Consider the following 12,660-nt stretch of genomic DNA (forward strand, 5'->3'; position numbering starts at 1 on the left):
AAAATAAAAATTAAGTGGCGCCGAAGATGAGGCTAACTCATCCAACCGGGGAGTCAATCGATCCAGAATACATTCTGAAGACACTTTGTCTTCACTGGACCCTCTTAAGTCCCTGAAAAATCTGCTGCGAAATGTCCGTGGAACAGCAAATAGATGCCTGGCTCGGGAACTTGTGTTAAACCCTCCCGCATGCAAATGACCAAAGTTAAATTCACAGTCGCATACGACGGCACAGGATACTGTGGCTGGCAAAAACAGAAACCCGAGGATCAGGTTTCTGTAGCCCAGGTCATCGAGGAAGCACTTTGCCGCATCTTCAATGAAAAGATCGTCCTGTTTGCTTCTGGTCGCACCGATGCCGGGGTTCATGCCCTGAATCAGGTTTGCCACTTTTCCACGACCCGTAAAATCGATCCGGCTAAAAAATGGGACCTGTGCTGGGCTTTAAACTCCCAGCTTCCGGCCGGTATCGTGGTGAAAAAGGCCTGGATTGCCCCCGAGGAGTTTCATTCGACTCTTTCAGCAACCCACAAAACGTATCGTTATCTATTATTGAATAAGCCCCGCAAAAGTGCCCATTTAGCACGCTACGCGGCTTGGGAAAGAATGCCGATTGATATCGCTCATCTGCAGGCAAGTTCTAAATTTCTTTTGGGATTTCAAGACTTTAAGAGCTTTCAGTCGGTCGGAACGCCCGTCAAAGACACCCTTCGCGAGATCTATAAAGCGGACTGGGAATGGCGCAGACCCGGGGTTTTGCAGTTTACAGTGACCGGCAGTGGCTTTTTAAAGCAAATGGTTCGCAACATCGTCGGCACATCCCTGATGATCGAGAAAAAAGGGCTAAGTCCTGAATATATGAAGGAAATTATCGCTGCCCAAGATCGCAAAAAGGCCGGTCCGCCAGCACCCGCAGAGGGCCTGTACCTTATGAAGGTTTATTATCCCAAGAACCTTGACAATGGGTGCCTAGAACTTTAAAACATCCCTTCCCGCAAACATAGTGTAAGAGCCCGTTGTTAAACTCAAACATCATATTTGCCGAATGTTCGGACGGTAAAACCAGACATTCAAATTAATTGGAGAAACTAATAATGAAAACTTTCAATGCAAAAGCAGAAGAAGTTGAAAGAAAATGGTTGATCGTTGATGCCGCTGACCAAAAAGTTGGTCGTGTAGCTACACACGTTGCAAACATTCTTCGTGGTAAAAACAAAGCTATCTACACTCCGAACGTAGACACTGGTGACTTCGTTATCGTGATCAACACGGACAAGATGGAACTTTCTGGAACTAAATGGGATGACAAAAAATACTACCGTCACTCTCGTTTCTTCGGTTCTATGAAGGAAATGACTGCAGCTCAAGCGAAAGAGAAAGATTCAACTTTCATCATTCACGAAGCTGTTCGCGGTATGCTTCCAACTAACAAGCTTTCTCGTCATATTATCATGAAGATGAAAACGTACGCTGGCGCTGAGCACCCACATGCTGCTCAAAAACCAGAAGTATTCACACTCCCAACTAAGAAGTAATTGGAGAGGATAGACAATGGCTGCTGAAAAATTCTTTTATGCTACTGGAAGAAGAAAAACGTCATCTGCACGTGTTTTCTTGAAACCTGGTAAAGGCACTATCACTATCAACGGTAAAAAATCTGAAGACTACCTTAGCCGTATGCAATCTCGCATGGTTATCGTTCAACCTTTGGATCTTTTGAACCAAATCGGTAAGTTCGACGCTAACATCACTGTTGCTGGTGGTGGTGAGTCTGGACAAGCTGGTGCGATCCGTTTGGGTATCACTCGTGCATTGATCGCTTTCAACCCAGAGTTCAAAGCAACTCTTAAGAAAGCTGGCTTCATCACTCGTGACCCTCGTATGGTTGAGCGTAAAAAATACGGTAAATCCGGCGCTCGTCGTAGATTCCAATACTCTAAACGTTAAAATTTGGAGTGTCCGAATCTGGACCAGAACAGAAAAGGGAGCCTATGGCTCCCTTTTTTTATTTGTGGATACGCTCATCTGATTTTTTATATCTGTTTAATGACTCGAGCGTAATTGGGGAGATTTCGTCCCCAGTGATAGTTTGTAATTTTCCTTCGAGGGAATATGAAACTGTCAGTACTTACTCTGTTATTTCTTACTTTCTTAAATCAAGGCGCTAATGCATCACCGGTAAATGATACGGGCACGGGCATTGTTGCGCGAGCCGGGGACTGCAGTGTCGTGTCTGTTCACGATGCGTATTTCACTTTCTTTGGACATCAGGGGACCATGGGTAAGGCGTTGATCGTAAAGGCCCAGATTCGCAATGATGCCTATCACAAGTCTGTTCATATGATTCACGAAAATGGTCAATCCGATTTGGCCGAGAATTCGCCACTGGCTTCCCGCGTGCGCATCGAATACCAAGGGCAGATTGGAAATGTGGATCAGATCGAATTGACGGACCGAACGATCGGCAGGGAGCTGTCTGGTTTATATCGTGTGACGGTTACCATGTTAGGTATTACATCTGATTGTGTTTTTCAGGTGGACCGAAAATAAAAAAGCCCCGACATTACGGTCGAGGCTTTTTACGGAGTCATTCTCTTATCAGAACTATTTCAATTTTTCCCACAGGTAAGTCATCTTCAAAGACTCCCACAGAATGCTTTGTTCAATGTTGGCATTCCCTGCGTGACCGCCTTCGATGTTTTCATAATAGTACACCGGATGCTTTTGCTCTTTCATGCGTGCCACGAATTTTCTCGCATGACCAGGGTGAACCCGGTCATCTTTGGTGCTGGTTAAAACCAGAACTTCTGGATACTTCGCAGTCGGACTTAGCTTTTGATAAGGCGAATATTTCAAGATCGCTTCGCGCATTTCCGGATCATCGGGATTACCATACTCATCCATCCAGCTGGCGCCCGCCAAGAGCTTGTGATAGCGGAGCATATCCAAAAGCGGAACTGCGATGATAGCGGCTTTATACAAATCGGGGCGCAAAGTAATAGTCGCGCCGACCAGTAAGCCACCATTCGATCCTCCAGAGATCGCAAGATGTTCTGGTGAAGTGATTCCGCGTTTGATTAGATCTTCAGAGATCGCGATGTTGTCTTCATAAACTTTGTAGCGATTTTGTTTTAATACTGACTTGTGCCAGTTCGGACCGAACTCGCCACCACCACGAAGGTTTGTAAGAACGTAGACTCCACCTTTTTCTGCCCAGACTTTTCCCGTGGAGCTTAAATAACTTGGTGTCATAGAGTTTTGGAAGCCACCGTAGCCGTATTGCAGAGTCGGATTCTTACCATCAAGTTTCATGTCTTTTTTGTGTACAACAAAGTAAGGAATCTTTGTGCCATCTGCACTGACAGCCTCGTATCGAGAAGTTGTCAGCGTCGAAGAGTCAAAACGCTTTGGCGATTGAATCAGCAAGGTAAATTTGTTCGTCGAATCGGCTGCATCAGCGATGAAGAATGATGTTGGCGTCAGGAAATCTGTGTAGGTCGCAAGATAAGTGTCGGATTCCTCCTCGGAGTCATAGCAGGAAGCCATTCCGTTTTTACCCAAAGCGATGGGTTCGGTCTTCCAGATGTTTGGAGGAGTGAAGGTGATTTTTTCCATTTGGGTCAGGACGTTGTCTGAAACCACAGAAATAAAATAGTTCTTGGTGATGCAGCCACCTTGAATGAATCGTTTATCAGTCGGAGCGAATACAAGCTGCAGGTTATCCAGAGCAGCTTCACCCTGGCTGACTTTTTCCAGTGGCAAAGCCACAATCGAACCTGATTTGAATTTTTTAAAATCAGAACGAAGTTCAATCAAAAGATTACCTTTAAACAAACCCCAGCTTTCCGCGTCGTCTGGTTTTGGAATCAGATGGCTTTTGCCAGACGGATCATCAAACCAGACTTTCGAAGCGTAAAACCCGTGGCGGAGTTGATGGAAGTAATAAGCTTTTCCCTGATCGTAGTTTGTGTAAGCAGAAACCGACATGTCAGTTTTTTCTGCTTCAGCTAAAGTTACTGCCGAATTTAAAGGTGTGCCGCGCTTCCAGATTTTCACAATACGGGCATAACCAGAGTTTGTCAGGGAATCCGGACCCCAGTCCGTTCCAACAAACAGAGTGTCTTCATCCTTCCAGGAAGCATTGGTTTTTGCTTCAGGAATGGTGAAACCATCTTTCACGAAGGATTTTGTCGTAAGATCAAACTCGCGAACTACGGAGGCATCTTTTCCACCGCGAGAAAGATACATCAACACGCGGTCGTACTTGGGTTTACGAAATACAGTGCCTTTCCAGACCCAGTTTTCATTTTCTGCTTTCGCTAATTTGTCCAAGTCCAAGATGACTTCCCATTGAGGTTTTCCGGACTTGTAACTTTCAATCGTGGTTTTTCTCCACAAGCCGCGAAGATTTTTTTCATCCTGCCAGAAGTTATAAAGTTCGCCGTTCGTCAGATTGACACTTGGGACACGGTCTTTGGCGAAAAATATTTTGCGGTAATCAGTTTCGATTCCTTTGAACAGGGGATTGCTTTTGAAATGCTTTAAAGTGACATCGTTCTCAGCCTTGGCGAAATCCAGTGCCTTTTGTCCTTCGACTTCTTCCAACCAAAGATAAGGATCCTGACTTTGTGCAGACATTTGGATTTGCTCCTTCTGAAGAGAGGAGCTTGTGCAACCGGCAACGAGGGTCATTGCCAAAACGAATTTAAATTTAAAGGAAGTATTCATTGATGCTCCGATTTGATCTTAAATTTAAGAACGAATCGGAGCGTGATGCAAGAGTTACGCTCTATGCCGCAGCTTTATCAGTATGCCAGCCGGCCTTCTTGCGACCATTCAACATCAGGTTTAGTTCATCTGTGGCAACACTTAGGGATTCAGCTTCACCCATCAATACACTTGATGACTGTGAAAGATCTTCTGCCACAGCTGCGTTGGTTTGAGTCGTTTTGTCGATCTCGCTCATCGCCTGGCTAAGCTGTTTGATTCCCAAAGCTTGTTGTTGGCAGGCTTCCGAGATTTCACCATTCAGTGCGGATACTTTTTCAATCGAGGAAATAATTTTTGTAAGCGCTGACCCGGAATTGTCCGCAACTTTAGTGCCGCGTTCGGCTTGGGCTACGCTTTCCTTAATCAGGCCACTGATTTCTTTCGCTGCATCGGCGGATCGTTGAGCCAGTGTTCTGACGGCATCAGCAACTACGGCAAAGCCTTTTCCCTGTTCCCCAGCGCGAGCAGCCTCGACTGCGGCGTTCAATGCCAGAAGATTTGTTTGGAATGCGATGTCGTCGATGACGGTGATGATCTCTTCGATTTTTTTCGAGCCTGAGTAGATCTCTTTCATATATGTGATCAGCTGCTCAATTTCGCGACCACCGTCAGTGGCAGCTCTTGTGCTTTCTGTAGAAAGATCTGCAGCTGCAGCGGCACCTTCGGCATTTCGTTGAATCATACTGGACATTTCTTCAAGAGATGCCACAGTTTCTTCAATGGAAGCTGCTTGAGTTGTCGAGGACTGGGACAGTTTCACATTTGATTCGGAAATGCTCTGTGATTTGGACGTTGTTTCTGTCACTGAGTGGTGAACGCGATCCACGACCAGTTTAAGAGCTCCGACGAGTTTGCGCTGGAAAAGAAAGCCTAAGCTTACTACTGACAGAACCAGAACGCAGATCATACCCAAAAGAATTTGTTTCTTCTGAGTACTGTCTTGGTCTGCTGAAGCCAGAAGCTCTGCAGTTTTCTTGTCTGTCTCTGTTGCTGCTTTGTCCAGTTGTTCGAATATTTTTTCTGCGATGGGATTTAAATTGTTAAGGATCTTATTAGCAGAAGTCGGCAGGTCGTTCTTAGCCAAGGAAGCCTGAATATCTGCCCAGCTCGTTTCATATTTTGTTAGTTCGGCATCGATAGCGTGACAGTTGTTGCCGCATTTTTCTTTTAGAGTTTTAAGCTCCTTAAGGAATCCACCCACTAACTCAACACGGATATCGCGGGAGTCTTTGTCAGTATCGGCTGCGATGGGAAGAATGTTAGAGTGCACCAACGCCATTGATTTGATGATCTTATTTTGAATGGATAGTGAGGATATACCAAACTCACTGACTTTTTCTAATGCAGTCAGAGCTTGTTGGCTTGTGTAGAAAAAGGCGCATCCGACAAAAAGTACGAATGAAGCAGAGGCAAATACATATAATAGTAGCGACTTTCCGATGCCGATTTTCTTGAACACACGAGTCTCCTTAGCATTTCTCAATAATTTAATCGGATTCGTGACAAGAAACTTAACCGAACTTTGAACACTTTCCGTCCGCAAGTGACCCAATCCCAGACGTTGATCTTGTAAACACGTTACTTTCTACCGACCTTGGTTTGGTTTTCCTAAACGAAGGTCCGGCAAAATTTCTTGACCTTCGTCAAACGATGTCAAGATTCATTGACCGCAAACCGAGGGAACTTCACGCTTTCGTAAGGACACCAATGGAGGATGTTTATGGCGAAATGGGTCTTGGCGACTCTAGCTACTATGATGCTTTTCTCTGGCCATGTGATGGCACAGGGAAAAGTCGAAGCGGTTCAAGTGGCAGTTAAAAAAGCTTGCAGTAAAGATTTGGCAAACGATGAAGCTCTTAGACAGGTTAAGAATCTTTTCTTGTCTTGTGTTCCAGGGGACAAAGTAGACGTGGATGGCTGTAAAGTTCCATGCTTGAAAGAAAACTCTGGTGCGGTCGTTGGTCAATAATCATCTTAAGGAATTTAACATCATGAAAAACAATTTTAAGAAAATCTCAGCAGCTTTTATCGCGGGAATGCTAATGATTCCATCTGCTCAAGCAGCGACTCTTGAAGAGCGCGTAGCAGAGTTGGAAGCAAATCAGTCCCTTAACATCTTCAACTTCAGCGGTACTTTCATCACTCGTTTTGATGATATCATCAAGGCTGAGCAAACAGAGCCGGATACGGCTGGAAATGCAGCATTTGATAATTCCGATTTAACTTATCTTCGTATGAAGTTTCAGTTCAATATCGATGCGAACATCTCTAAGAACGTTAAGTTCTACTCTCGCCTGACGACTTCTAAGCATTTCAATACGTTCTATCAGCAGGATGCTACTATGAGTAATTCTGATGATTTGTCTGCGTCAAATGCCTATGACAGTTCTCGCGTTGTGCTTGAAAAAGCATATGCTGACTTCACGGTTCCTGACACAGGTTTGACTTTGTTTGTAGGTCGTCTTCCAACTGTAGATGGTCAACCGCAAAATTATAAAGACGGTCGTGCTCGCATGGGTACTTACCCAATGCTTTCATACGATTCTGTTCTTGATGGTATGGGTCTATCTTACAAAATGGACCAATGGATGCCAGCTGGTCAGACTTTGGCATTCCGTGCTTTGTATACACCGTTCTCTCAATACTATGCAGGTGCGTCTGGTGCTTATACGAAGACTCCAACTACGCAAGCTGGTGGTAACTTGCCAACTAACTCTGCTGGTTATGGCGTGATGCTTGATTATGGCATCAACGATATGAGCTGGGCTGATAGCATGGGCTTGGTATTGTTGAACTTCCAAACTTCAGATATTTATTACGCTAACCCAGGTGATACGACTGTCACCGGTGTGAGTGATCTGACACTAAAAGTGGGTGGTACTACTTTGGCTTGGGAACTTAATGGTATTGCAAAATCCGGTTGGGATTTGTCAGTTAGTTACCTGGCAAGCAATTTGGATTCTAACGGCCAGCTAATGGCTAACGTTCCTGGTACTGGTTTTGGTACAGCAGCTGACAGCGATTCAAACTCTGGTAGCGTAATGCTTCTTGCAACTCGCTACAGACTGGGTTCTTGGATCTTCGGTGGTGAGTGGGTGAATGGTTCTGAGAACTCATTCTACTACGCTACTGCAACTGAAGATTTGACAAATTTCTACAGCACGCACGGTAACGGTTACCATGCTTATGTGACTAAGAAGTTCGGTCAAAACATTGCATTCCGTGTTGGTTATATGTTGCAAGACTATGACTACACTCCGACAGGTATCGGTCCGGTTGTAGCTTCTGATCGTAAGATAGAAACTGCATACGCAAATCTTCGTCTAGATTTCTAATCGACTCAGTTTTCGTTTCCTGATTCGATCAAGGCTCCTGCATAAGCAGGGGCCTTTTTTATTAGGTACGGACTTACCTGTGAATTACCAATAAAAAAAGGGAGCCTTAAAAGCTCCCTTTTTTGGACGAAGTGTGTCCGTACCTTATGCAGCTAATTACTTAGTGCAAGAGATTGGGTAGATGTTGCCGTTCGCTGCCATGAAGCCAGAGAAGGAACCGTTGTCAGCGCTAACGCCGAAGAAACCTGTGTTTCTGATTACGCCGTCTTCAGTTTGAGCTGATTTTTCAGTCAAAGCCAAAGTTTGCAAGTAACCTTGTTTCAATTGAGCAGCAACAGTGCCTTTATCCAATTGAGCGAAGAAAGTGGAAGAGCCAGTTTTTTCTTTAACTTCCATAGTTAGGAAATCAACAGAAGCATCGTCACCGATAGTAATGTTGATAGTTGCTGCTTTACCTTTAGAAGGTGCAGAGCATTTCAAAACAGTGGAATCAGCGAAAGCTGTTGAACCAACAAGAACCAGAGCTGCTACGATCATTTTTTTCATTGAAGTCTCCTTAGTTGTTAAGTGAACCAGAACGAGGCTATTGCACCGACTATGGTCTAGCAATGCAAATGCATTGCGCAATATAGAGGACTTGAGCGCGGAGAGTGTAAGTTCACACAGAAATTCACCGTACTAAGGTCAAGTTCCTTGCAGCCTTACCGAAGAGTCATAAACGGGGGATAGTAAATGAAAAAAGGCGGATTGATAGTTCTTGCCGGTTGTCTCATATTGGGATTTCAAAACTGCAGTCAGTCGAATCTCTCTGCGACCGAACTTTCGGCGCCGTCCACTCATGCTGTCCTACCGGCAGATGGTAAAGCTGATGAATCTATCGCCATCAGCTCCCTGGAAATTCCCGTAGCTCAAGGTGTGCTGTCCGTAGATCCCAAGACAGGTCGTATTCAGCTCATCGATCGTAATCTTTCTGTTTTAGAAGAATCCTGTCTGCAGCCCTCAGAAGTGGCCGAGCTGCAAAGCTATCTTAAAACCAGCAACATCTGCGGCAAACCTGCCCCTGAAGAAGATGTGATGTGCGCGCAATCCTACAATGCAGGTTATGCGACTTTGATTTTAGGGGAGCAGAAACTGAATTTGGGTGAAAGCTATGATTCCTGCGGCAGAGGTTATAAAGATATCTGCGGCGAGCAAGCTTCGCAGTCCTTCCGCGGTTTAGTAGCCTATATCCAAAAAAATTACCACGGCATGATTTGCGAATAGTGATCAAGCAGGTACGGACACACTTTCTCCATCCACTCTTGTTGTCATAAATAAAAAAAAAGGCCAGTGCAAATGCACCGGCCTTTTTAAATTTAGTCTAAGTAAGTCCGTACCCTATACACCTAAAGTGCTGCGCACTTTAGTGAACGCGTCGTTAAGTTTCGTGCGGTCTGGAGCAGCGCCTTGAGCGAAGTCAGGACGACCGCCGCCTTTACCACCCATGATCGCAGCCACTTCTTTCAGAACATCACCGGCTTTGTGGTCGCCAGTCAGATCTTTTGAAACAGACACGATGATTGGGTTAGAACCATCACCTTGGCCAACCACGACAACAATTCCGGATTGGATTTTGTTTTTCAAATCATCAGTTACTTTCGCCAAAACTTCACGGTCATCCATAGGAACGTCTGCCATTACAAGTTTCGCAGAAACTCCAGATTTGGATTTAAACGCCATCGCTTTACCAACAAGGTCGTCCACATTGATCTGACCACCCTGAAGTTTTTTGATTTCCTTTTCCAGCACTTTCACTTGTTCTTTGATGGACTCCACGCGATTTGCCAAAGTGGATTTTTCGCCGGTGATTTCCAAATGCTTCAGATAGTGTGCAGATTTTTGCAAACCAGCCGCAGCCAAAGCTTCATCCAGATGAGCGATAGAGCTCATAGCATACTTGATTGCAGAATCACCAGTGATCGCTTCCACGCGGCGAACGCCGGAGCTGACGCCAGATTCAGAAACGATTTTGAACATGCGGATATTGGAAGTGTTCTTAACGTGTGTACCACCGCAAAGTTCGCAGGAGAAATCACCCATAGTCAGAACGCGAACGTCGTTAGCGTACTTTTCGCCGAACAAAGCCATAGCGCCTTTTTCGATCGCTTGCTTGTGTGGCATCAATTCGGTTTTAACTTCCAAATTGCGAGCGATCTGTTCGTTAACCATGTCTTCAATCTTGCGGATTTCTTCGCTGCTAACAGGCTTGTTGTGAGTGAAGTCGAAACGGGTTTTATCAGCATCAACCAATGAACCCGCTTGAGTAACATGCACACCCAAAACTTTACGAAGGGCCGCGTGCAATAAGTGAGTCGCCGAGTGGTTGCTCGCCGTATTTCTGCGCTCGATCGGATCAACGCCAGTGACAACTGCATCACCGGTTTTGAAAGTACCGTGTTCAACTTCCACGTGGTGAAGAATGATATCGTCAATTTTGGTCGTGTTCATAACACGTGCGCGGTTGGTGTCCTGCATGATGTAACCCACATCACCAGACTGACCGCCGCCTTCGCCATAGAATGCAGTCGCATCAAGGATAATGATGCCAGTGTCACCGCTTTTAAGTTCTTGAACTTCAGCCTGGCCATTGGAAAGTGCCATCACTTTACCATCGCCGATTGTGCCTTCGTAACCCAGGAATTTTACAGATTTGCCGGACTGAAGATAGTCTTTGGCAAATTTGATCATGTGAGCTTCGTCAGCTCCCATGGATTTACCTTTCCATGAAGCTTTGGATTTCGCACGGTTCGCTTCCATCTCTTTTTCGAAAGCTTCTTCGTTTACTTCGATGCCGTTTTCGTTTGCGATCACGCGAGTAAGGTCAGCAGGGAAGCCGTAAGTGTCATACATACGGAACACTACTTCGCCGGAAAGCTCTTTTACGCCAGCAGCTTTGGCTTTGGTAAGCTCAGCTGTCAGGATTTCGGTACCTTTATCAAGTGTTGCAAGGAAGCGGTCTTCCTCGTCACGAATCGTATTCAGGATATGATCACGACGGTTTGTCAGTTCAGGGTAAACCGCGCCCATACTGTCGATCAAAGCCTCTGCCATTCCAGGCAAGAAGGACTTATCAGCTGAAAGCTTACGTCCGTAACGGATCGCACGTCTCATGATACGACGAAGAACGTAACCACGGCCTTCGTTCGATGGCAATGCACCGTCAGCAATCAGGAAAGAAGTCGAACGGCAGTGGTCAGCAAGTACGCGAAGAGCTGAAGTGGTTTCTGCAGCCTGTGCATCGCTAGCCAATACTTTTTTATCAGTCACGTATTTAACGCCGCCGATTTTGCAGGCAAGCTCGATCATCGGCATGAACAAATCAGTATCGTAGTTGTTGAACTTACCCTGCATTGCTGCAGTCACGCGCTCAAGACCCGCTCCAGTATCCACAGAAGGCTTTGGCAGCGGAGTCAAAGTGCCTGGAGGGTTTTCAAAGTACTGCATGAATACCAGATTCCAGATTTCCACGAAGCGGTCTTCGCCGGCTTCGATACCCTTGAAGGGATCAGAAATTTTACCAGCGTCAGGGCCATGATCGTAAAAGATCTCCGTACAAGGCCCGCAAGGACCTGTGTCGCCCATTTTCCAGAAGTTGTCTTTGTCGAAACGGAAGATGCGATCGCGAGGAATGCCTTCCTGATGATGCCAGATGTCTGCCGCTTCATCGTCAGACAAGTGGACTGTCACATAAAGTTTTTCTTTAGGGATAGCCAAAGTTTTTGTCAGAAATTCCCAGGCAAAATGAATCGCGTCTTTTTTGAAGTAATCGCCGAAAGAAAAATTCCCCAGCATTTCAAAGAAAGTGTGATGGCGGGCAGTGAAGCCCACGTTTTCCAGGTCATTGTGTTTACCGCCGGCACGCACGCACTTTTGCGAGGAAACAGCGCGGTTGTAATCACGTTTTTCCAGGCCCAGGAAAGTATTCTTGAACTGATTCATACCGGCGTTGGCGAAAAGCAGCGTCGGATCGTTCTCCGGAATCAAAGAAGAAGAGGCAACAGCCTTGTGGCCATTCTTCTCGAAGTATTTAATAAAAGCATTTCTGATCTCAGAGCTTTTCATAGATAACCTTTCTAACGGTCTCGGAATCAAATCCACGAGAGGTCAGCAGGCGTCCTACGCGTGCTTTATCCTCGCGGGAAAATTTAAAATCTTCATCAAACTTATTTTTTACAACTGCCAGAGCCTTCTCAAGTTCCAGTGCTTCGTCAGATTCTACTGCAGGAAGGCCTTTTTCGCTTAGGTAGTTATTAATATATTCTATACCTTTATTGCGACTGTGAAGCGTGTCTGCCAGACGATGGGCGAGGGTGGAGGGCTCTTCCAGCCAGTTGTTTTTCTTGGCATGGGAAATGGCTTCCTCGATAGCTTCCAGGCCGCCGTCTTCATCCGCAAATCTGCCGTGCAACTTCGTTCTGAGTTCTTGCTCAGAATGATTGCGGCGGGCAATTAGATCCATGATTTTGCGTTTCGGAGTGTCAGACATAGGCAGTAACAGAATCTATCTGCTCATGCC

12 protein-coding genes are annotated in these 12,660 nt (G+C 45.6%); 7 read left to right on the forward strand and 5 right to left on the reverse strand.

Translation table 11 applies throughout. The features are described 5' to 3' along the window. Positions 1–189 precede the first annotated feature (189 nt). The 4 genes from truA (at position 190) to ACLWNV_RS02095 (ending at position 2,550) form a co-directional block, all read left to right on the forward strand. Complete coding sequence (gene truA, locus ACLWNV_RS02080) at positions 190–981, forward strand: tRNA pseudouridine(38-40) synthase TruA (RefSeq protein ID WP_413586246.1); 792 nt, start codon at positions 190–192, stop codon at positions 979–981. A gap of 113 nt (positions 982–1,094) precedes the next feature. Continuing rightward, positions 1,095–1,535, forward strand: a complete 441-nt coding sequence (gene rplM / locus ACLWNV_RS02085; protein ID WP_413586247.1) for a 50S ribosomal protein L13 — start codon at positions 1,095–1,097, stop codon at positions 1,533–1,535. Positions 1,536–1,551: 16 nt separating this feature from the next. After that, positions 1,552–1,947 (forward strand): 30S ribosomal protein S9, encoded by a 396-nt coding sequence (gene rpsI / locus ACLWNV_RS02090; RefSeq protein ID WP_413586248.1) that lies wholly within the window; start codon positions 1,552–1,554, stop codon positions 1,945–1,947. A 165-nt stretch (positions 1,948–2,112) separates the two neighbouring features. After that, complete coding sequence (locus tag ACLWNV_RS02095) at positions 2,113–2,550, forward strand: hypothetical protein (protein WP_413586249.1); 438 nt, start codon at positions 2,113–2,115, stop codon at positions 2,548–2,550. A gap of 54 nt (positions 2,551–2,604) precedes the next feature. On the opposite strand, the gene ACLWNV_RS02100 is transcribed toward ACLWNV_RS02095, so the two are convergent. Beyond that, positions 2,605–4,728 carry a prolyl oligopeptidase family serine peptidase gene (locus ACLWNV_RS02100; RefSeq protein ID WP_413586250.1) on the reverse strand — a complete coding sequence of 708 codons (2,124 nt, stop codon included), beginning with the start codon at positions 4,726–4,728 and terminating at the stop codon, positions 2,605–2,607. A 61-nt stretch (positions 4,729–4,789) separates the two neighbouring features. Continuing rightward, complete coding sequence (locus tag ACLWNV_RS02105) at positions 4,790–6,049, reverse strand: methyl-accepting chemotaxis protein (protein WP_413587615.1); 1,260 nt, start codon at positions 6,047–6,049, stop codon at positions 4,790–4,792. Positions 6,050–6,490: 441 nt separating this feature from the next. Between ACLWNV_RS02105 and ACLWNV_RS02110 the strand changes: the two genes are divergently transcribed. Both ACLWNV_RS02110 and ACLWNV_RS02115 read left to right on the forward strand, forming a co-directional pair. Then, a complete protein-coding gene (locus ACLWNV_RS02110) occupies positions 6,491–6,739 on the forward strand; it encodes a hypothetical protein (RefSeq protein ID WP_413586251.1) in 249 nt (82 codons plus the stop codon). 22 nt (positions 6,740–6,761) lie between these two features. After that, positions 6,762–8,105: a DUF3373 family protein gene (locus tag ACLWNV_RS02115; protein ID WP_413586252.1), complete on the forward strand. Its 1,344-nt coding sequence runs from the start codon at positions 6,762–6,764 to the stop codon at positions 8,103–8,105. Positions 8,106–8,261: 156 nt separating this feature from the next. Here the strand turns inward: ACLWNV_RS02115 and ACLWNV_RS02120 are convergent, their stop codons facing one another. Further along, on the reverse strand, positions 8,262–8,651 hold the full coding sequence (locus ACLWNV_RS02120; protein ID WP_413586253.1) for a hypothetical protein: 390 nt from the start codon (positions 8,649–8,651) through the stop codon (positions 8,262–8,264). A 186-nt stretch (positions 8,652–8,837) separates the two neighbouring features. Between ACLWNV_RS02120 and ACLWNV_RS02125 the strand changes: the two genes are divergently transcribed. Further along, positions 8,838–9,368, forward strand: a complete 531-nt coding sequence (locus ACLWNV_RS02125) for a hypothetical protein (RefSeq protein ID WP_413586254.1) — start codon at positions 8,838–8,840, stop codon at positions 9,366–9,368. A gap of 114 nt (positions 9,369–9,482) precedes the next feature. Here ACLWNV_RS02125 and alaS read toward each other — a convergent pair whose 3' ends face one another. Beyond that, positions 9,483–12,206: an alanine--tRNA ligase gene (alaS, locus tag ACLWNV_RS02130; protein WP_413586255.1), complete on the reverse strand. Its 2,724-nt coding sequence runs from the start codon at positions 12,204–12,206 to the stop codon at positions 9,483–9,485. Then, positions 12,193–12,630: a regulatory protein RecX gene (locus ACLWNV_RS02135; protein ID WP_413586256.1), complete on the reverse strand. Its 438-nt coding sequence runs from the start codon at positions 12,628–12,630 to the stop codon at positions 12,193–12,195. Before ACLWNV_RS02135 ends, alaS begins: the two co-directional genes overlap by 14 nt. Positions 12,631–12,660 lie beyond the last annotated feature (30 nt).

Source organism: Bdellovibrio sp. HCB274 (genome assembly GCF_047306075.1).
GTDB lineage: Bacteria > Bdellovibrionota > Bdellovibrionia > Bdellovibrionales > Bdellovibrionaceae > Bdellovibrio.